This is a genomic window from bacterium (genome assembly GCA_023230585.1).
Lineage (GTDB): Bacteria > Ratteibacteria > UBA8468 > B48-G9 > JAFGKM01 > JALNXB01.
Window position 1 is genome coordinate 1 of record JALNXB010000001.1, and the last position, 21,779, is coordinate 21,779.

Genomic DNA, 21,779 nt, shown 5'->3' on the forward strand with positions numbered 1-21,779 from the left:
AACCGCATTTGTGCTGCGCAATGTCTTCGGACTACAGGCTTCCTATCAAACAGTACTCAATTACTCCGAGATGGCCGCTTATCACTGCCACAAGTTTAATATGGCCCATAAAGGAGAAGCCGATACTCTGCAAGTAGGCGACGAGGTCTATGCTAAAGTCGCTGGCCGCAATTGGTACGCATTCCTGTTTCTTTCGCCTTTGCGGCGCAAACTTACTTCTTATCACTGCTCTCCTGAACGTGATGAACGGGCCGCTACTACTGCTTTGAAAGAAGTATCAGAACCATCCCGAAAAACACCCAGGAAGTAACCGCGGTAACAGACGGCTTATCTTCCTATGTGCCTGCAGTTCAGTATATCAACCGCACAGAAAATATAAAACTCTTACATAAGCAAGTTATCGGATTGCAGAACCTTGATACGGAATCTGAAACCTACCGACCATTCAAACAAATGATTGAAAGGCTTAACCGTACTTTCAGGTTTCACACAAATCCTGCCTCAGGGTTTAAGGAAGCAAACGGACTGATTTCTATTACAACTCTTTTTGCTACACACTACAACTTCCTGCGTCCACACGAAGCTTTAAACTTTGAGGTACCATGTCCGTTAGACCAGTTGAAGAACATTACCACTTTGCAAGGCAAATGGGCTAAAATTCTGCATATAGCAGCGTCTTTAACCTAAAATCAATACCAGTGCATTCCGGTTGCTTATTTAACCCCTTAAAATCGTATGTTCTCAATCGCTTCCTCCGACCTTTCTCCTTCGTCTTTCCTGCCTCTTTAACTTTTCAATGAACATTGAATTCCGTTTTTCTGTAAGAAAAACCTGTCTTTATATTTTCATCTATTTTTCATCTGTTTTTTGACACAACCAAGTAACTCTGTTAAGGTTATAGTGAAAAGATTATAACCTTGTCCCATAGAACTACAAAATCATAAGGTATAAAAGACTGTAGTTGTAAAGATTTGATGTTGTTTAACAGTTATACTCCCATTCCTTTTCGCCTTCGGCGAGATTGCCACGTTACGAAACACTCGCAAAGACGGAATGGGAGCAAAGGCGTAAAGCCCCCCTCACCCTTAATCCCTCTCCCTCAAGGGTAGAGGGCAAAAAGGGTGGAAAAAAGAGGATTTCTTTCCGTATAGATTTTTAATGAGGCAATTCGTAAACTTGACAAAATAAAATAGAGTGGTATAATGTTTATAGACTAACAAATCATCCCCAGTGAGGCAACTCACTGGCCCCCCCCAGGTTACGATCTGGGGGTTTTTTTTTATGAGAAAAATTATTTATATAATCGACGGTTTTAATCTCTATCATTCTGTAAGAGACCTAAAAACATATACGGGTTCTTCTGCAAAATGGTTAGATATTTCCTCTCTATGCAAATCTTACATTTATCTATTTGGCAAGGATGTTCTATTAGAAAAGATATTTTACTTTTCAGCCATTCCCTATTATCTTAAAGATAAGAGTCCTGATAAAATTAAACGACAAAAAGATTATCAATTATGTCTTGAATCAACTGGAATTCAAATTGAGCTCGCTCGCTTTAAGAGTAAAAATGTTTACTGTGATAGATGCAATAGTACAATTTTAAAGCATGAAGAAAAAGAAACAGATGTGGCAATGGCTGTAAAAATTTTTGAACTCTTTTTCAACAATGCCTGTGATGATATTATTATTGTTTCTGGTGATACAGATTTAGCTCCCGCAGTTAGAACATGCAAAATGCTTTTTCCAAGCAAAAATATTATTTTTGCTTTTCCCTACCATAGAAAGAATAAAGAATTAGCAACATTGGCTCCTGGATCATTTTCTATAAATAAAAAGCAGTATTTACGCTATCAATTGCCTAATCCCGTACTTTTAAAAAATGGCGAAAAAATTTACAAACCTTCGAAGTGGTAAAACATAAATTGATAGTTTAATAATTACATATTAGGTTTAATTTTTTTAATCGTCAGGTACAAAAGAATGGTGTTTAACAGTTATACTCCCATTCCTTTTCGCCTTCGGCGAAATTGCCACGCCAAAAGACACCCTCCTACGCTAAAGCTTCGGCGGATAAAGTTCGCAAGACAAACTATAAAAGACGGAATGGGATAGAAAGCAAAAAAAAGGGGGGGATTTTTATTTAAATTTATTTTGTTTTGGTATTGACAGGGGGGAAATTTTCAGGTAATATGTATTAAAGAGTTAATACAATAAGGCGGAAAAGGCGAGGAAAACAATGAATATAAAAATAGATACTGAAAGCGGTCTGGCTCCATACCTGCAGATTATCAAACAGATAAAATATCTTGTTGCTTGTGGCGCTTTGAAACCGGGTGACCAACTGCCTGCAATAAGAGACCTTGCTATGACATTAAGAATAAATCCTAATACTGTTGCACGTGCGTATAGGGAGTTGGGCTACGAAAAAATTATTACAAGTAGTTGGGGTGCTGGAACTTTTATTTCGGAAGGGATAAAAGAGATTGCTGAATCTGAAAAAAAGAAGGTTGTTGCAGAAACCTTAAAGCAGGCAATACATCAGGCAGGCGGTTTGGGACTTGCTAAGGAAGAAATTGTTCAACTTTTTGATAATCTGTTAAATAACTACAAAGGAGATACAAAAAAATGAGACCTCTTATTCAGAAAGAATTGCGTGAACATCAACTATTTTTCTTCCTATCTCTTGCTTTTGTTTTGTTAAGTGTTACAATTTTGATAATATTTAAACATAAGATAAACAAGAATAATATTGAATGGATTCAAATGTTATTCTATATAGCAGTACCTTTTATTTTTGCAGTTTTGTTTGGAACTCTTCCGTTTACAAAAGAGTTTACTCAAAACACAAAACCATTTCTTTTAACTCATCCCGTCAGTTCAACTAAAATATTCTGGATAAAAATTTTTACTGCCCTGGCGTCTCTTTTGATTCTACTTGTTTCTTATATCTTGCGGGTGCGATTTTTTTTAAATATTTTTACGGTCTTAAAGATAATGTTAGTTTACCAAGAACTATAGATTTGTTCTATTTTTTTCTGTCGGCAATTCTTATCTACTCTGCATCTCTGCTTGGCTCATTACTATTTAAAAACTTTTTCCCATCAATACTTGGTGTTCCGTTTTTCCTTCTTTTAATTGGGCTGGTTTTTTCACCTTTTTTTGTATTCTTGTTTTTACTTGCGCCTTCTTTACATATATTCTTTATTCTTCTTTTTTCTTCTACAATAGGTCTATTTCTAACTTTAAGTTTTGTTATATGGCAAAAAGAATCAGTTTCTGATACAGGGGCTGTTAAGAAAAGTTTGAAGATTTTGGTTTCAATATTTGTTATCTCTCTATTTATGCACGGGATATGCAATCTTGTATCAGAGGTAGAACTGAGGAAATCGATAGAGCAAGCAAAATCGCTTGGTCTAAAGTTAAGAATTGAAGAGATAATCCCCCCTGCTGTCCCTGATGAAAAGAATGGTGCAGTAGTATATGAAGAAGCATTTACATTGGTTGACAGTTTACAGAAGAGATATAAAGAAGAGTGGGAATATGTTTTTCCAACATCAAAATATATTCCCATATCAAATGTTGGGCAACTTCTGGAGGAATCAACGTTAGAAGAAAAAAACAGGTTGAGTAGAATTGTGGAAGACCCTGAATTTATCCTATTATACAAATTGGTAGAAAAAGCAGTTAAAATGCCTGAGTGTCGTTTTGATGTGGAATATCAAGCAGGTGTAGATATGTCCCACACTCAAATTGTTAAAATGGGGGAGGCGGCAAAGATAGTTGCAGTAAAAACAGGGCTTCTTGTTAGTGAAGGTAGGTTTCAAGAATCTTTAGATTCTGCTATTCTATTGTGGAAAATGGGGGATTCTTTTGCTAATGAACCGTTACTTATCTCTCAAGCATCTCGTACGCAGATCAAGCAAGTATCTATATATAATATTAAAAAAATCTTTGAGACCACAACATTAGTAAAAATTCCTCAAGAACAGATGGATGAGTTAATAAAAATATCAAAAGATAAGGAGATGGAACTTTTTTTAAATGGGTTTATTAAAGGAGACACTACCGTATATTTATCTCTTTTTAGCTCGACAAAAGATAGGTTGGATGGCTACTACTTTGAAGATGTGTTACCATTTCCATTTTACGGTTCTTACTTGTTGCGTCCTATTTTTAAGAAAGACCAGAGTTGTTATCTGAAATTTTTTGTTAAACGTATGGAACTCTTTTCAGAGCCATATTTTGTATCCATAAACAAAAGCAAAAAGCTGGATGAACAATTTGCTGATTATAAGAGTTTCAAAACAAAAAAACTATTGTTCAGTAGCATGTTGTTAACTTCTAATAGGTTTTTTCTAAAAAGACAGGCAGAACATATTGTAAATCTTGATACCCTTAAACTTATTCTTGCTCTTAAAATTTATCACGATAAACACCATAATTACCCTAATTCTTTGGCTCTTCTTGCTCCAAATATAATTCCAGAGGTGCCTATAGACCCGTTTACAGGGAAAGATTATATCTATCGGTTAGAAGGAAAAGGATTTGTATTAGATAGTGCAGGTGCAAAAAAAGAATAAAAGGTAAAAAACCCCCTCACCTTTTATTCCTCTCCCCCAGGAGGAGAGAAAAATGGGGGGCTTGTCCCATAGTTTTTCTGAGGGATGGAGGGCGAAAGCAGAGAAAAGTGCCAAATTAGATAAAACGATACATAAGACGGGAGGAAAAATGTCTGATTTAGTTATATCAACTCAGAATTTAACAAAAAAGTATTCTCAGCATAAAACAGCGGTCAATTCTCTTGATTTAGAAGTACCAAAAGGGGCTGTATATGTGTTTCTGGGTAAAAACGGTGCAGGCAAGACCACAACTATACGTATGCTTATGGGGCTTTTGAAACAGACCTACGGTAGAACGGAAGTTTTAGGGTTCAACCCTATTTTCCAACCTATCTCTATAAAAGAACGGGTTGGTTATGTGGCTGATAATCAGAAGATGTATGACTGGATGAGTGTTGAAGAGACAATCAATTTTTGTAGTTCTTTTTATTCTACCTGGAACAAAACTTTCTCAGAACATCTTTTAAAACAGCTCGACCTACCTAAAGTTGCTAAAGTAAAAGACCTATCGAGAGGTATGAACGGAAAACTTGCTCTTCTGCTTGCACTCTCTCATCAGCCGGAACTTCTTATTCTTGATGACCCTACTTCTGGGCTTGACCTAATTGTTAGACGTGAATTTTTAAAAGGTATTATAGATATAATACATCAGGAAGGAAAAACTGTCTTCTTCTCTACTCACATCATAGCAGAAGCGGAACAGATAGCCGATTATGTAGGAGTACTGGAAGAGGGACGTCTTCTGCTTTCTCAACCTATAGAAGAACTTAAAAGTTCAGTTAAACGTCTACGTCTTATATTTGAGGACAGAGTGCCAGAAAATATATCTTTGCCAAATATTTTAAGCAGAGAAGTTTTGGGGCATACATTGTCGCTTGTAGTAAAAGATTACAACCCAACCACTCTTCACTCTTTATCTCCATATAACCCAAAAAATATTGAAGTTTTTGACCTTAATCTTGAGGAAATCTTTATTTCGCTTGTTGATAAAGAGGAAAAACCATAAAACTCTCAGGTATATAAAAGTTGCCAAAACCCTTTCTTTTATGTAAAATAAAGATAGTTTCTTATTAAAGAACAATCAATTCAAATCTTTAGGAATTTTTTATGAGCATTATTGTTAGGAAAGGTAAAGTTATTACAAGGGAAGAACTTTGTAAGGCGAAAGAAAAATGTCATAAAAATCAGGCCAAACTATCTTTTGAAGAAAAAATCTGTATTCTTGTTGAGTTGCAAAAAACATCAAAGAGTGCTCGCTTCCATAAAAAAAGGTTGTCTGAAAAATCTAACCAATTGACTTTTAGTAAGCCATAAATTATAATCGAATATACACTTAAAAGCATTTTAAAATCAATTAAGGGGAGAAAAGATATGAGTGCAAAAAAATATTCTGCTTTACTTCTTTTTGTTTTGACAATTCTTTTCTGCAATAGTGTTGTCTGTTTTGCTGACTGGCCTATGTGGGGTGCAGATTCACAAAGAAGTTTTTCTGTTGACGCTACTATTCCAGAAAACCTTCAACTTCGCTGGGTAAAAGAACTTGGTAAACCATAGTTTGCTTGGCCGTTTCAGTTTGAAGAATATTTTACTGCTGGCAACCCTGCAAGAATTGGGAAAACGGCTTTTGACCTTTCTTATGAACCGGTAGCCGCTGAAGGAAAACTCTTTGTACCTTCAATGAAAGCAGACAAAGTTACTGCCTACTTAGCAGATACAGGTGAGGAATTATGGCGTTATTATGCAAATGGTCCAGTAAGGCTTGCTCCTGCATATTCTAAAGGTAGGTTATACTTTGTTTCAGATGATGGTTATTTATATTGTTTAAATGCTAATTCAGGTACTCTGGTATGGAAGTTTAAAGGATTCTTTTCTGAAGGGAGAAACCTTATAGGAAATGAACGGTTGATAAGTATGTGGCCTGCCAGAGGCGGACCTGTGTTGGCAGACGGGATTGTCTATTTTGCCTCAGGAATTCTTCCTTTTGAAGGTGTCTTTATACATGCTGTTGATGCAGAGACAGGAAAATCGGTTTGGACAAACAGTACAAGCGGTTCAATGTGGAGTCATCACCAACATGGAGGCGCTTGGGCTTATGGGGGTATATCACCTCAGGGTTATCTTGTTGTTGCAGGCGATAGACTTATTGTTTCAGGTGGCAGAACAACCCCTGCTGTTTATGACAGAACAACAGGCGAGTTTCAATATTACAGGCAAGAAAACGCAATAATAGGTAAAGGCGCTGGCGGCTATATGGTTTCTGCTTGGGATGGGTGGTTTGCTAACCACGGGATGTTATATTCTCTTGAAAACGGTGCTCAATATGGGGCTGTACCTATTTCTGTTATAACCAAAAATGCTATTATAGGAGTTGACAATGGCACTTTAATTGCTCACAAATCACAATTAAAAAGAAAAGAAGTCAAAATTAAGGACAGACTTGGCAGAGGAGCTGTTAAAGCTGAATATTCTATTGAAAAATTATGGAATGATACCAATATTAAAAACATTAAAAGACTCCATTTTAGAGCAGGTCAATATTTGGCTGTAAATATTGATGGACAAAAAGCTGGACTGATTAAGCTTAGCAATGACGGCAAACCAGATAAACTTGTTTGGCAGTATGATATTAAAGACAACATTTGGGATATGCTTACAGCAGAAGGAAAATTATATATTATTACAGAAAGCGGTAAAATATATTGTTTTGGAGAAACAACAGGTAGCCAACCTCGTTCTTTTGTTGAAGGACAAACTGCTTATAAGCCCGCAGAAGAGTATATGACACAAGCCGACAATATCATTTCACAAACAGGAGTAACCGGTGGGTATGCTCTCTGCGTAGATGCTGGAAACGGAGATTTGATAAAAGCTTTAATTGATAAAACTTCTCTCCATATAATATCACTTGAAAAGAACGAAAAACAACTTGAGAGTTTGAGACGCCGTTTCGATGGCTCAGGAGATTACGGTAAACGGGTAACTTTTCTTAACAATGATATCCTGAACCTTCCTTTACCTCCCTATATGTCTGAGTTGATTATTTTAACAAACGACACTTGTTCAGAAGAGCATCTAAACAAAGCGTTCTATTCGTTAAGGCCTTATAACGGCAAGATTTATATTGATAATCCAAGCACAGATTTGCAAGTACTTTTCACAAAACTTAACCTTGAAAATGGAAAACTAACATCAGGTGAAGGTTTTGCAATCATCTCTCGTGAAGGTGCTCTAAAAGGAGCCGGTCAATGGACACACCAATACTCAGGTGCTTCTAACAGAGCATATTCGGATGATGAACTTGTAAAACCGCCTCTTGGAGTGTTATGGTTTGGAGGTACTTCCAACCTTAATGCTTTGCCACGACACCAAAATGGTCCTATCCCACAGGTAGCAGGTGGTAGATTGGTGATACTTGGAATTAATACAATAAGCGCAAGGTGCGTATATACAGGTAGAGAGTTGTGGGTTAAAGAAATCCCAGGTATAGGACATCCTTTTACTTCACTTGAACATGAAGAAATATTTTTTGATAGCAGAGAAGTGTATATGCCGAGTGCTCCCGGGGCAAACTTTATAGGAAGCCCTTATGTTACATTACCTGATACAATATATGTAATAGATAAAGAAAAAATACTGCTTCTTGACCCTGATACTGGTAAAACAAAAAAAGAGTTCCGTCTACCTTTTGTTGAGAGAATGAACAGGTACGAATGGGGACACATCCTTGTTTGGGAAGATTTACTTGTTGCAACAGTTGACCCTCAGTACTTTGATGATGCACTTGCAGGAGATATAGGCAACTGGAACGCTACTTCCAGCACTATGCTTCTTGTTATGAATAGATATAATGGGAAAGTATTATGGGCTAAAAAAGCTGATAAGATAGGGTTTAGGCATAACGCTATTATTGCTGGTAACGGTAAATTGTTTGTTGTTGATGGGTTGTCCAGCAGACTTGTTGACAATATTAGAAGAAGAGGGTTTGAAGGGCAGACAGAATCTATGCTTATCTCTTTTGATATAAGAACAGGTAAAGAAATCTGGAAGAACGAAAAAGATATATTTGGAACTTGGTTAAGTTATTATGATGATAGAGATATACTTATTCAAGGAGGTAGGCACGGTCAAAGAGGTGTTCCTGTTGACGAGCCAAGCAACAAAATGATAGCTTTTAAAGGAGAGACAGGAGAAGAGTTGTGGGAACAAAAATATAGATATTCAGGACCTGTTAGTTTACATGAAAAAATGATAGTCCCCGGCAGACCCGGAGAAAAAGTTGTAGATCCGGTAACTGGAGGTTTTTTCCAAGTTGACAACCCGTTTACGGGAGATAAGTACGACTGGAGTTATTTTAGAACTTATGGATGCGGAACTATGAACTCAAGCAAATATTTTGTTATGTTCCGTTCAGGAGCTGCAGGGTTTAACGATCTGTACAATTTTGGAGGTACAGGTAATTTCGGAGGGTTTAAAGCAAGTTGTACAAATAACCTTGTAGCAGCAGACGGAGTTTTCAATGCGCCTGATGTTACAAGAACCTGTACCTGTGCTTACCAGTTACAAACATCTTTAGCGATGGTTCATAACCCTGCAACAGAGATGTGGACACATAACCATAGGTTGACAGTTGGAACAGGATTTATTAAATCTCTCGGCATCAACTTTGGAGCTCCCGGCAATAGGAGAGAAAACGGTGTTCTTTGGGTTGAATACCCCAAAGTTTATCCGTCAGGTCCAGATGTAGGTGTTGAACTGCAAACAAACAATCCTGAGTGGTTCCGTAACCACGCTTCATGGATAAAGAACCCTCAAGATGGATATGCTTGGGTTGCGTCTTATGGAATTAAGGGTATAGAAAATGTTAATGTAAATCTTGCTCCTGGAGGAAAGACTACGTTGTATGATGTTGTGCTATACTTTGCTGAACCCGAAGAGATAGGGGTTGGTAAAAGGGTTTTTGATGTTTATGTTCAAGGAGAAAAGACGCTTAGAGATTTTGATGTAGTCAAACAAGCAGGAGGAGAACGAAGGGTTGTAACAGTTCAACTTAAAAATGTCATTGTAAAAGACGTCTTGGAAATATCTTTTAAAACGGTAAACAGTTCTTTGCCTCCTATAATATCTGGTATAGAAATTGTAGCAAGCGCTCAGCAAAATCAATAAAGAGAGGTTCAAAATGTTTAAAGTTACTGCAAATTGGTTCTGGAAAGTTTTGTTTTTACTTATATTGTGTATCTCTTTCAAACTCACAGCAGACCAAACTGAGGTAATACATATAGACCGTGCGATTATAGAGAAAAATCTTGGCAAAGGCTCAACGCCCACTCTTCCTTTTTATCCTGCTGGCATAACAGAAATAAAGATATGTAACGCAAACGAAGTAGAGACAATCGTTAAGAGTCTTCACACTGAAAGACACTTTCAAGGAATAGTAAAACTTTTGGTTGACGGCAAACATATCGAAGAAAAGAAGGTTGATTTACCTCCAGGAAGAACGGTGCCCGTAACATTTAAGTTGCCGTTTATTTTGGAATCAAAACACGAAATCAAGATACTCTTAAGTTATAATAAACCAGACGACCTGCTTGAATGGGAGAAATCTCTCAATTTTAATGAAAGAGAAGCGGTTAACCAGATTGATATAGGCGTGTACAACAAGATCTATTTTGTTCCCTCTTTGGTTAAGGTTGATGGAAATCTTTCCGAGTGGAAAGATACAAAACCTCTGATACTAAACAGCAAAGGAGATGTTTTTTTAGCCAAAGATAGAGACAAATGGAAAGGTCCTGATGATTTAAGCGCAAAGATATATCTTGGGTGGGATAATGAACACATTTATATTGCGGCTGAAGTAAAAGATGATAAACATTGCAACCTTCAACCTGCCAATACTCTTTGGGATGGGGATGCCATTCAGTTTGCTTTTGCACCTTTATCAATTGTAACTATAACTCCAATAAATTTAGGAGTAGCCTTATCAAAAGGGCAATCTATTTCTAAACGTTGGAGAGGTGGAGTAAGCGGACTATTTAACAGAAGTGAATATATAGTTAAACGAGATGAAGAGAAAAAAGTTACTTATTACGAAATAAAGATACCTTGTAGTTCTCTTAATATAGAAGGTAGGAAAGGTCAAATGTTTGGTTTTAACATTGTGGTTTTTGACGATGATGACGAAAAAGGACATAAATACTGGATGCAACTTGCACCTGGGCTTGCGCCCAGTTTAAGAGCAGGACAATTTAAAAATTATGTTTTATGGAAATAGATTTGTATAAGTTGAGGGATTTGGTTTTAAATAGGGTTAACATAATGGAATCATTCGTTGAAACATCATATCAGAATTAAGGTTGTGTCAAAAAATAGATGTAAAACAAATGCTCATAAAGATAAAGGCGGGGATAAAAGAAGAGATTGTCGCAGTCACATAAAACGTTTCAACCTACGCCAAGGTATACCTGCCGAAGTTTGTAGTTTAGCATAGGTTGGCTTCAGCAGATATGCCTTCGCAACTATTGCTTAAAGCATAGCCAAGTTTAGCAGAAGCAGAATTAACAAAGAGAGGTATAAAATGGTTAAAGTTACTGAGAATCTTTGCTGGAAGATTATATTTTTAGTTATAGTGTGTATCTCTTTTCAAGTTAAAGCAGACCAAACTGAGGTAATACATATAGACCGCAAGATTATAGAACAAAATATTGGCGAAACTTCACCTCCAACCCTTCCTTTTTATCCTGCAGGCGTAACAAACATAAAGATATGTAACGCAAACGAGGTAGATACACTAATTAGAAGCCTTCACACCGAAAGAGAGTTTAAAGTAAACGCATCACTGTTAATTGATGGTAAAAAGATTGGTGAAAAAAAGGTTACTTTACCTCCAGGAAGAACAGTACCGGTAACATTTAAACTACCGTTTATTTTAAACTCAAAACACGAAATAAAAGTGCTCCTAAACTACGAAAAACCAGATAACTTACTTGAATGGGAGAAGGCTCTCAACTTTAGTAAGAGAGAAGCAGTTACAAATATTGATATAGACACATACAACAAAATTGCTTTTGTTCCGTTTAAGGTTAAAATTGATGGAGATATCTCTGAGTGGAAAGGTATTGAACCTATTGTGTTTCATAATAAAAAAGATGTTTTTCCAGTAAAAGAGAGGGATAAATGGAAAGGACCTGATGATTTAAGCGCTAAAATATATCTTGGATGGGACGATAAAAATATGTATATTGCCGCTGAGGTAAAAGATGATAAACATTTTAACCTTCAATCAGCTAAAAACCTCTGGGATGGGGATGCTATTCAGTTTGCGTTTGTACCTTTTTCGGTTAAAGTAAGAGAATTGGTAACAAATGTGGGAGTATCTTTATCAAAAGGGCGCTCTCTTGCTTACAGATGGGGTTCAGGTGGAAGCAGTAGGTTAATTGCAAGAAGCGTATACGCAGTTAAACGGGACGAAGAGAAAAAAGTTACCTATTACGAAATACAAATGCCTACTACTTCTATTAGGTTTCCAGCTAAAAACGGTCAAATGTTTAGTTTTAATATTGTAGTGTTTGATGATGATAATGGCAAAGGACATAAATACTGGATGGAACTTACCCCTGGGCTTGCTAACAAAGTTAAAGCCGAACAATTTAAAAACTATATCTTATGGAAATAAAATTTAAAGTTTATATATTTTTTCTTATAATATTTTTAAACTGGTGTAGTTTTGCTTGTGAGGTACCTGTTTTCAAGTATGCGATGGAATTTTGGAGTTCCGATAAATATGATATATATATTTTTAATAGCGGTGAGTTAAAAAACCAAAAAGATAAAAATACCTTTAATATTATTAATGAAGCAAGTCTCGCTGACTATAAAAGTTCTCAAGCAAATGTTAACCTCCATTTTGTAGATTTAACCTCAAATAAAGTTACAGCTCAAGAGCGCAAGTTATGGGAAGAACAGAAAGCAGATAAACAACCCTGGATTGCTGTATATTATCCTTTCGTTCACGGTAAAGAGAGGAAGGTTTGGGCAGGATATTTTGGGGATGTGAACCCTAACTTTTTATTGACTTCTCCAAAACGGCAAGAGATAGTTAAACTACTCCTTGAAGGAGAATCTGCTGTATGGGTATTTCTTGAAAGCGGTAATAAAAATGCTGACAGTAGAGCCTTAAGACTATTAAACAGAGAATTGATGCGACTTGAAAGGACCTTAAAACTTCCTATCCCAGAAACTTGGGGTTGGGCAGGTTCAGCAGAAAGTATTGACATAAATATAGGTACTGAAGCGGCTGCAGATACTGAAATTAGTTTTTCTGTATTAACTCTTAGCCGAGATGACCCTGCTGAAGAAATATTGCTGAATACGCTACTGAAAAGTGAGAAAGATTTACATAAATATACAGGACAACCAATGGTATTTCCTATTTATGGTCGTGGGTTAATACTGTACGCTCTTATAGGTAACGGAATAAATGAGTGGACTCTAAATAAAGCAGGAGAATTTCTTACAGGCCCTTGCTCTTGCGAGGTAAAGGCAGGAAATCCTGGAATAGATATGCTTTTAAGGGTGAATTGGGATAGTCGTAAAACTTTTGCAATACCTCAAGAAGCCCCTCCTCTTACGGGTGTGTCTGAGTTTTTTTCGAGAGTAGAAAAGGAGAAAGAGATTGCAGAGCAATTGGAAGAACAAGAGGTCTTAACAATAGAAGAAACTGCTGAAAAAAACAACGACTTGACAACCATTACAAATTTAGATACAATACAAACTATAAACGGTAATAATGTTGCCAGTACAAAAACACCTATTAATTTGAAAATAGTTTTACCAATTGCGTTGGTTCTGGTGTTGGCTATAACAACATTTTTTATTACTAAAAACAAGTCTTAAAGGGAGTAAATAATGAAAATAAATCGCCTTGTTATAAAAGAACTTTCTTTTAGAAAAATCAATTTTCTTTTGTTACTTATTGCTGCGTCTGTTGCTGTTGCCGCTTTTGTTGGAACTCATTCGAGTATGAAAGTATTTGATGTAACAACCGAAGAAATTATTCTACAGAAAGAGGCAGAAACCAAAGAATCTATGTTAAAACTTGAAGACGATTATAGAGTAATTATGAAAAGGTTGGGTTATAATGCTTTGATAATTCATAAAAATGAAGATATATCAAACTTACGAACAAGAGGGTACCCAACTCTTTTTATGCCAGAAGAAGGTGCAGTAAAACTTGGTAAGAGTGGCACAAAACGTTTGAACCATCTTTTGCCTTTTATTCAAACATCAATTTATTGGCCTGAACAACAGAGAAATATTATTGTTTCTGGTATAAAACACCAAGTACCGGTGTCTGCAAAAAAATTTCATATTGATGAAGAAGGTGGCTATAAAGACCCTATAACACCTCCATTGCAAGCAGGAACAACAAATATAGGATACGAGATAGCCAATAAAATGAAACTTTCAGAAGGAAGCGCTATTAAAATAAAAGGAGAAGAGTTTGTTGTAAACACAGTTTACCCACAAAGGGGCAATGATGATGACCTTACTTTATGGTTACCTATTGACAGGGTACAACAGTGGCTTGGTAAACAAGGACAGATAAACGGAATTTTTGCTTTACAGTGCGTATGTCAAGGAACAGAAGACCTGCTTCTTACTATAAAAAAAGAGGTAGCGGCTGTTCTGCCTGACGCCCAAGTTATTGGGTTTGGCTCTATAGCGGCTGTTAGACAGGATGCCCGTAAGCGGGCTTCAGTAGCCCATAAAGCAGCAATGGAAGCAGAACTAAAGAATAGAGCAGAACTTCGTAAAGCAAGAGAACAACTCTTTTCTATTGCAGTTCCTTCAATTATTGCGATATCTGTTATTCTTATAACAGTGTTATCGTTCTTAAATGTTAGAGAAAGACATCTTGAAATAGCTACATTAAGGGCTTTAGGATTCCGCTCGAAACAAATCTTTTACATATTCTTGTCAAGAGCGTTTCTGGTTGGAATACTTGGAGGTTTTATCGGTTATCTTATAGGCGTTTTTATAGGGGTTTTAGCAGGAAGAGCTTCTCCTTTTGGAGTAGTTTTATCATCCATATTTAGTGTCAAACTTTTTGTTGGAGTTCTACTGTTAGCACCTTGTGTCACTATATTTACAAGTTGGGTACCTGCTCTTAATGCTTCAATGAAAGACCCAGCAACCATACTGAGGGAAGATTAAATGAATATTTTAACAATTGAAAAAGTAAGTAAAATTTATCATCGTAAACAAGAGAAAGTGGTAGCAATCAAAGACATCTCTTTGACTTTAAAGAAAGGAGATTTTATTTCAGTAAGAGGTCCAAGTGGTTGTGGAAAAACTACCCTATTACTAACAGCTGGAGGGCTCTTATCTCCCAGCGAGGGAAAAGTGATTTTTAATGGAAACGACCTGTATAAACTATCACCAGAAGAACGGTCTCATTTTAGGGCAGAAAATATAGGGTTTATTTTTCAACAGTTTCATCTAATTCCTTTTTTAACGGTTGAAGAAAACGTGCTTTTACCTTCTTTAGCGGCTTATAAAGAAAAATCTGGGGGTGATGTAAAAAAAATACTTGAAAACTTGAATCTTGCAGAACGTATAAGCCATTTTCCATCAGAATTGAGTACAGGGGAACGGCAGAGAGTTGCTTTAGCAAGGGCGCTGATGAACCGTCCTAAAATTTTGCTTGCAGATGAACCTACAGGTAATCTTGATGAAGAGAATGGAAAAATAGTTTTAGGGTATTTAAGTGAATTTGCTCGTAACGGTGGCGCAGTTCTTGTGGTTACACACGACAGGAATGTTGCTGAAAACACAGATAAAAGACTAAATATGGAGAAAGGTGTGTTGTTATAACAACAATAACTAAAACACACCTATTAAGGAGTTTTTAAAATGCAAAAAAAACAAGTTACATACAAAAAAGGTTTCACACTCATTGAACTGCTTGTTGTAATAGCTATTATAGCCATTTTAGCAGGTATGCTTCTACCTGCTCTGGGGAGAGCAAGAGAGAAAGCAAAAGAATCGGTATGCGTAAACAATCTTAAACAGTTAGGGCTTGCTCTTATGATGTATGCACAGGATTTTGATGAGTTTTTACCAGTAGAGCAAACTATGGGAAACCCTCATCTTCCTTTAACAACAAAACTTAAGCCCTACATTAGTGATAGGAATGTTTTTTACTGCCCGTCAGCCCCTTCAATAGAACCATCTGCAAATAGTGTTCCACCAAGCAAACCAGAACAATGGGATTCTATTATAAATACAGATGAGAACTGGGAAAATGGAAGGATAAGTTATAAATACTATTCATTTATGGAACAAGATGAGGCAAGAAACCCGAATTTTGCTAAAGAAGATGACCCACCACCCCATATTTTATCATTACAAAACAGACCTGAAAGATGGCTTATGAGCGACTGGTTCCGTTCAGGCGCTGACAGGTGGCCACACAAACGTGGTATGGGACCAAAAGCGGGGATGATACTGGTATTACATCTGGGTGGACATGTAGATATTAATTTTGGTAGACCTCAAGACGGTTATAGAAGTGCTTATCAATTAGAAAAACCAAAACAGGTAGATTGATATACTATTTGTTGTTACACATAGCAACTCGTACTCACTCTTATCCCTTTCAGGTATACTTTGTATTATAAAAGACTTTTACTTGACAAAACAAAGAGCAAGGGAGTAAAATAATATAAGAATTGAATCAAACAATTTATGTAAGATAATTATCTTATATTAACTGTACAATGACCCCGTATAACAAGTATACTCCTTTGAAAAGCTCCCAAAAAACAAAATGGGGTAAAAAGGGGGTGAGAGAAATGAGGAACAATGAAGGGTTTACTCTTATAGAATTACTTGTAGTTATAGCCATTATTGCAATTCTTGCTTCTATGCTTCTGCCAGCTTTGGCAAGAGCAAGAGAAGAAGCAAGAAGGAAGGTTTGCCTTGCTAACCTCAAACAACTTGGTGTAGTTTTACACATCTACGCTCAAGATTGGGGAGGCTGGTTTCCTATCCTTGAACCAAGGCAAGGACATAGTGAAAGAACAATGGTAAACAGGTCTCTTTCTCTATTGACAGGGCAGACCGACCCTGATAACCCTGGTCTTGAAAGCCCGCCTTATGTTACTGACTATAAATTGTTTATCTGTCCAAGTTCAAGTGTTGATGAACCTTCTCTTGATGGAAAACTTGTCCGCACTGCTTCAACCGCCTACTCAACAGCCGATAGTACTTGTTCCTATGCTTATGCGTTTGGGCTTAATATTCAAACCCATCCAGATACTTGTATTATGGCAGACCAGAAATCAGGAGAGTATGCTTGGGATAGAGTTCCTGCTTCTTCCCAAAAATATAGACCTTTAAGTTTTGGAAAACCTAACAGTAACGATGCTCGAGCCCACAACCACTACGATGCTGGCGTTAATGTTTTATATGTTGGAGGGCACGCTAAATGGCTTGCAAGGCATAGCATACAAGCTTCTACAGTATCGTGCCACAAGATATTCCTAACTGGGCAAATTTTCTTGGGAATAACTCATCAGCCTATGGAACATTTGGTGGTGGAGATGTTGGTTCCCTACGTGAACTCTATTCTTCTTATTGATTGGGCAACTATGCTCAAAAAACAACAGCATAAAAATTAAGGAACTATAACAATAAATTAAGACTCCTTTTAACGACAAAAAGGTCAGTTTGGAGTCAAGAGAGGTGAGAATAATGAAAAAGAGGGAAGGGTTTACTCTTATAGAACTTCTTGTAGTAATAGCCATAATAGCCATACTGGCGGGTATGCTTCTGCCTGCTTTGAGTAAAGCAAGAGCAAGAGCAAAGAGTGCTGTCTGTATAAATAATCTTAAACAGATTGGGTTAGGATTACATATGTATATGAACGACTGGAACGGACATCTCTGGTTAGCACAATGGGCAGGTACTCCGTTCAGCAAGTATTTATCTGACCAAACATTTGCGTGTCCAGCATACCCTCCTTATGAGTATTCTGCCAGCACTGCAAACCAGAGATACGGATACAGAGCAGCGGGATATACCAACTCAACATTGTTTAGAAACACTGGAGGATATTACGGAATTTTAAGCAAAAGAATAGAATATCCTGAAAAGTTTTTTCTTATAGCAGATACTGTGCAGGCAAACCCTAACGCTTCTGCTTCTACAAAATGGAAACAGATCCGTTATTGCCGTTCTTCTGCCCTCGCTGATACTGATCCACATAGTGATGGGGCTATACATTTTAGGCATAACAACCTTGCCAATCTACTATTTCTTGATGGACATGTTGAATCGTTAACTCCCAATACTTTCAACACATATGAAAAATTATGGACAGTATCAACTGGGAAATGGATTGTTGTTATGCAGAACGGTTCAGTGAATGATTTACAGTAAAGAATTATAAGAGTTATTCTTCCTTCCCCGTAAGAGCAAGAGTTAGATGAAAAAAATTATAGGTTTCTATTTTTTATTATCTCTTTTTGTTATAAACAGTTGGGCAGAAACTCCTTTATTAGAGAAAATTTCTACATATAAGGACGTTTTTGAAAAAGCTCGCAGGGTCTATCTGCGAGACAAGACTGTTGACACGTCTTTTGCTCACCGCAGAGAGATTATATATTCCCAAGCGCAAACATATTTTCGCCAAGCCCTTGAGTTGGCAAAAAACGATAAAGAAAAAATTGAAGCTATCCTTGCTATTGGAGAGATGCAGTTATATGATAGGAACGAAACAGACTTTTCTGGTATAAGAAAAGAATTTGAACGGTTGTTGACATTTTCTACTCTCACCTCTAAACAAAAAGGAGAAGCGTATCTTGTAATAGGGGAGACTTATGTTGGAGAAGCAAACTGGGAAGAAGCAAGAACATACTTCAAAAAAGCCAAAGAGATAGGTCTTGTTGCGCCCGCAAGATTGGCAACCGCTATATCTTATATCAAAGAAAGGAATTATCCCGCAGGGCGCAGAGAACTTATTCTGCTTATTGAAGAAAAACCTTCCAACACTCAGATAAACTTTATAGCAAAATCTTACCTATACTCAATAGACATTCTTCCTTCTATAAGTATGGAACGCCCCCGTCTTTTTCTTAATAGAACGCTTTGGTCTACTATAAAAAAGAGAGCTATAGAAGAAGAGAAAGATTATTTTAACCGTTTAAAAAAACAGGTTGAAGTTCTTGAAATGTGGCAGATAAAGCAAGGAGATTTTGGAGTAAATCTTTTAACTGCGGCTTTTATTTACAAAGTAACAGAAGACCCTCTTATCCTTGAGAAAATAAAGGCGATGTTTCGGGTAACACTCGATTATTATTTAAGCCGTAAATCTGATGGTATACGCGCTTACTCAAGAATAGCTACTTCAACTACTTTAGATTGGATGTGGGAATATTTAACCCCTCAAGAAAGGCAATCTTTTGCTTCAGATTTATTAAGGTATGCTTATGGAATGTATCTTGAAGATAAAATACAACTGCGGATAGACCTCCAACCGTGGTATTATACTCAGAATATGTTCTGGTATACAGGACTTGCTCTTATAGATAAAGAGTTAAGCGAACCTGACTATTTTCGTGCTTTGACATTATTAGGTCAAGGGTACCATTGTAATGTTAACATTTTTAAGCATATCTTAGATATGTCTGGCGACGATGGAGCTTGGCATCTTAAACCTGATTACGCTTTTGCGCATATCTCAACATTTTTATGGACTTTTGCTCATACGTGGCATTCTGCAATGGATAGAGAGGTGCCTGCAGAATGGGTACATATACTTAACCCTGATTATGCGTTAAGAAATTTTCTTGGGTTTGAAGGCAATATGATACGCCATTTTGGGTACGCACGTTCGTGGGGAACAAAAACAAATAGTCCTACTTTATATTATGATCTAATGAACCATTCTATACATTTTTTTTATAAATCAAACCCTGATTACGCTTCTATAGCTGGACATTTAAAAAAACGGATAGAAAAACAGTGTGAAGCACATATAAAATATGACCCTGAAATATATACAGGCATATTCCCTATTAACAAATTCCTTTTAACAGGTATTGATTCCGCACCGGCTCCTGCTATTCCTAAAGGAATGCCTATAGCACGCCATTTTGAAGATGGTGGTCTTGTTCTTATGTCCTCAGGGTTTGGCGAAGAAGATACCTACGTTCTTTTTTCTGCAGGAGGTGGAAAAATTAGTTCAGACGATTATGACACAACACATTTTAGTATATATAAACAGGGAGATTTAGCTCTCGACAGTGGTTCTGGCAACCTTGGGGAGCATACAGCAAAATATGCTCGCCAAACAGTAGCTCATAATGGGGTGCTTATACATTTACCAGGTGAAAACAATTATGGTGGTCAGGATCGGATAACACAGTTTGCAAAAGTACTTGCCTTTGAAACAAGTCCTTATTTTAGTTATGTAGCAACAGATGCTACCGGTACATACAATCCCAACAAATGTAAAGAGATGGTCAGACAGTTTATATACCTGAACCCTAACCATTTTATTGTGTTTGATAGGGTTGTTTCTTCTAAAGCTGAATATAAAAAAGAATGGCTTTTACATACATCAAACCAACCAGAAATTATAGGGAACGAATTTAAAGCAGAACAAGGTGAAGGTCGTATATTCTGCCGTACTTTATATCCTTTAGATGCAGTTGTAGAGAAAATTGGTGGAGAAGGGAAAGAGTTTTGGGTAGACGGAAAAAATTGGGCGCCTACCGCATATCTAACAAGGCTGAATATGAAAGGAAGTAGTGCTACTGATACATTAGGGAGATGGAGAGTGGAAGTAAGCCCTAAGGTAGCAAAAGAAGAAGACTCTTTCCTACATTTTATACAGGTATCTGATAAAACAATTGAAAATATGTCAGAAAGCAGAGTATCTGAGAAACAAGGTGTTTTTACAGTCTTGTTTACCTATGGGGATTTCAATTATGAGATAACAGTAAATAAGACAGGAGACATAGGTGGTCACATAAAAATTAAAGAAAAGAACAGAATAGTTGTTGACCGCCCATTAGCCGATAATATAATGGCTCAAAAAGAGCTTGCTTTACAACAATAAAACCCTTAACTTCTCATAGAAAAAAATTGGTAATTCAACTTTGAAATCAGGAGAAACTTAAATGTCACAAAAAGTTACAATAAGTAATATTAGTATGGCTCCTCCAAGAACAGATACTACCAGAACAATTCAAGAGATAGTGGAAGGGATGATCTCTCATATTGGTTATAAATTAGAGAATGTACTTCCCAACAGACCCGACCTTATAGTATTACCTGAACATTGTGATACTCCTGCGAACCTTAATGAGAAGATGTCTAAAGAATATGATGAAGTGAAAGGAGAACAGTTTCTCAATTTTTTTAAAGATATATCTAAAAAATATAACACATATATTGCTTATTCTGCAGGCAGGAAAGATAAGAACGGGGATTGGAGAAATTCTACCGTTATAATAGATAGAACTGGAGGTATTGCAGGAGAATATAATAAAAACCATTTAGTTATTACTGAAAACACAAGAGATAAAACTCTTTACGGGACTGAAGCGCCTATTATTCAATGCGATTTTGGAACTGTTGCGTGTGTTATATGTTTTGACCTAAATTTTACCGACCTGTTATATAAATATGCCAAATTAAGACCTGATATACTGATATTCTCTTCTGCTTACCACGGAGGATTGATGCAGGCATATTGGGCTTATGCTTGTCGTGCCTATTTTGTTGGAGCGCTGAAAGGAGGGTTGGGAACAATTCTTTCTCCTGTAGGGAATATCGTTGCTTCAACTACCAACTACTATGATTTTGTAACCGCAACAGTGAACCTTGATTGTTGCCTTGTACATATCTCAGGACATTCAAGCAAATTTAGGGCAATGAAAAAGAAGTATGGTGAAGGTGTAACAGTTTATGACCCTGGACATTTAGGTTGTGTGTTGATTGCAAACAATATAGAAGGGATAACTATTAAAGATATTATTCAAGAATTTGATATAGAGTTGTTAGACCAATATTTTGCAAGGTCACTGAAACATCGTAACGAAAATACCAAATAAAAGAAAAAAGGTTCAGCTAATTATGAAAACAATATGTAAC

Annotated in this window: 20 protein-coding genes and 1 pseudogene; all 21 read left to right on the top strand. The window is 36.7% G+C overall.

All coding sequences use genetic code 11. The features are described 5' to 3' along the window. Positions 1-310, top strand: a 310-nt coding sequence (locus tag M0P98_00005) for a hypothetical protein (protein ID MCK9265267.1), incomplete at its 5' end; no start/stop codon positions are given. A gap of 95 nt (positions 311-405) precedes the next feature. Continuing rightward, positions 406-687 (top strand): transposase, encoded by a 282-nt coding sequence (locus M0P98_00010; protein MCK9265268.1) that lies wholly within the window; start codon positions 406-408, stop codon positions 685-687. Between the two features lie 594 nt (positions 688-1,281). Beyond that, positions 1,282-1,917, top strand: coding sequence for an NYN domain-containing protein (locus M0P98_00015; GenBank protein ID MCK9265269.1), 636 nt, complete (start codon positions 1,282-1,284; stop codon positions 1,915-1,917). A gap of 322 nt (positions 1,918-2,239) precedes the next feature. Beyond that, positions 2,240-2,632: a GntR family transcriptional regulator gene (locus M0P98_00020; protein MCK9265270.1), complete on the top strand. Its 393-nt coding sequence runs from the start codon at positions 2,240-2,242 to the stop codon at positions 2,630-2,632. Further along, entirely contained in the window at positions 2,629-3,021 is a 393-nt protein-coding gene (locus M0P98_00025; GenBank protein ID MCK9265271.1) for an ABC transporter permease, read from the top strand. Before M0P98_00020 ends, M0P98_00025 begins: the two co-directional genes overlap by 4 nt. 2 nt (positions 3,022-3,023) lie before the next feature. Continuing rightward, the gene (locus M0P98_00030; GenBank protein MCK9265272.1) at positions 3,024-4,583 is read left to right on the top strand and encodes a hypothetical protein; all 1,560 of its coding nucleotides are present in this window, start codon (positions 3,024-3,026) and stop codon (positions 4,581-4,583) included. A gap of 148 nt (positions 4,584-4,731) precedes the next feature. Next, positions 4,732-5,628, top strand: a complete 897-nt coding sequence (locus M0P98_00035; GenBank protein MCK9265273.1) for an ABC transporter ATP-binding protein — start codon at positions 4,732-4,734, stop codon at positions 5,626-5,628. Positions 5,629-5,729: 101 nt separating this feature from the next. After that, on the top strand, positions 5,730-5,936 hold the full coding sequence (locus M0P98_00040) for a hypothetical protein (protein ID MCK9265274.1): 207 nt from the start codon (positions 5,730-5,732) through the stop codon (positions 5,934-5,936). Positions 5,937-5,993: 57 nt separating this feature from the next. Continuing rightward, positions 5,994-6,176, top strand: coding sequence for a hypothetical protein (locus tag M0P98_00045; GenBank protein ID MCK9265275.1), 183 nt, complete (start codon positions 5,994-5,996; stop codon positions 6,174-6,176). A 123-nt stretch (positions 6,177-6,299) separates the two neighbouring features. Beyond that, positions 6,300-9,785, top strand: coding sequence for a PQQ-binding-like beta-propeller repeat protein (locus tag M0P98_00050; GenBank protein MCK9265276.1), 3,486 nt, complete (start codon positions 6,300-6,302; stop codon positions 9,783-9,785). 13 nt (positions 9,786-9,798) lie between these two features. Then, positions 9,799-10,890, top strand: coding sequence for a hypothetical protein (locus M0P98_00055; protein ID MCK9265277.1), 1,092 nt, complete (start codon positions 9,799-9,801; stop codon positions 10,888-10,890). 303 nt (positions 10,891-11,193) lie between these two features. Continuing rightward, a complete protein-coding gene (locus M0P98_00060; GenBank protein ID MCK9265278.1) occupies positions 11,194-12,291 on the top strand; it encodes a hypothetical protein in 1,098 nt (365 codons plus the stop codon). Next, positions 12,282-13,511 (top strand): hypothetical protein, encoded by a 1,230-nt coding sequence (locus tag M0P98_00065; GenBank protein ID MCK9265279.1) that lies wholly within the window; start codon positions 12,282-12,284, stop codon positions 13,509-13,511. Before M0P98_00060 ends, M0P98_00065 begins: the two co-directional genes overlap by 10 nt. 12 nt (positions 13,512-13,523) lie before the next feature. Continuing rightward, positions 13,524-14,831 (top strand): FtsX-like permease family protein, encoded by a 1,308-nt coding sequence (locus M0P98_00070; GenBank protein MCK9265280.1) that lies wholly within the window; start codon positions 13,524-13,526, stop codon positions 14,829-14,831. Further along, complete coding sequence (locus tag M0P98_00075) at positions 14,832-15,491, top strand: ABC transporter ATP-binding protein (protein ID MCK9265281.1); 660 nt, start codon at positions 14,832-14,834, stop codon at positions 15,489-15,491. A 39-nt stretch (positions 15,492-15,530) separates the two neighbouring features. Beyond that, positions 15,531-16,226 (top strand): DUF1559 domain-containing protein, encoded by a 696-nt coding sequence (locus tag M0P98_00080; GenBank protein ID MCK9265282.1) that lies wholly within the window; start codon positions 15,531-15,533, stop codon positions 16,224-16,226. A gap of 245 nt (positions 16,227-16,471) precedes the next feature. Then, positions 16,472-17,299, top strand: a complete 828-nt coding sequence (locus tag M0P98_00085; GenBank protein MCK9265283.1) for a type II secretion system GspH family protein — start codon at positions 16,472-16,474, stop codon at positions 17,297-17,299. A gap of 73 nt (positions 17,300-17,372) precedes the next feature. Further along, a pseudogene (locus M0P98_00090) lies at positions 17,373-17,459 on the top strand (prepilin-type N-terminal cleavage/methylation domain-containing protein). Beyond that, entirely contained in the window at positions 17,445-18,059 is a 615-nt protein-coding gene (locus M0P98_00095; protein ID MCK9265284.1) for a DUF1559 domain-containing protein, read from the top strand. Before M0P98_00090 ends, M0P98_00095 begins: the two are co-directional and overlap by 15 nt. 46 nt (positions 18,060-18,105) lie before the next feature. Then, positions 18,106-20,742 (top strand): heparinase II/III-family protein, encoded by a 2,637-nt coding sequence (locus M0P98_00100; protein MCK9265285.1) that lies wholly within the window; start codon positions 18,106-18,108, stop codon positions 20,740-20,742. 61 nt (positions 20,743-20,803) lie between these two features. Next, positions 20,804-21,739 carry a carbon-nitrogen hydrolase family protein gene (locus M0P98_00105; GenBank protein MCK9265286.1) on the top strand — a complete coding sequence of 312 codons (936 nt, stop codon included), beginning with the start codon at positions 20,804-20,806 and terminating at the stop codon, positions 21,737-21,739. The last annotated feature ends 40 nt before the right edge of the window (positions 21,740-21,779 follow it).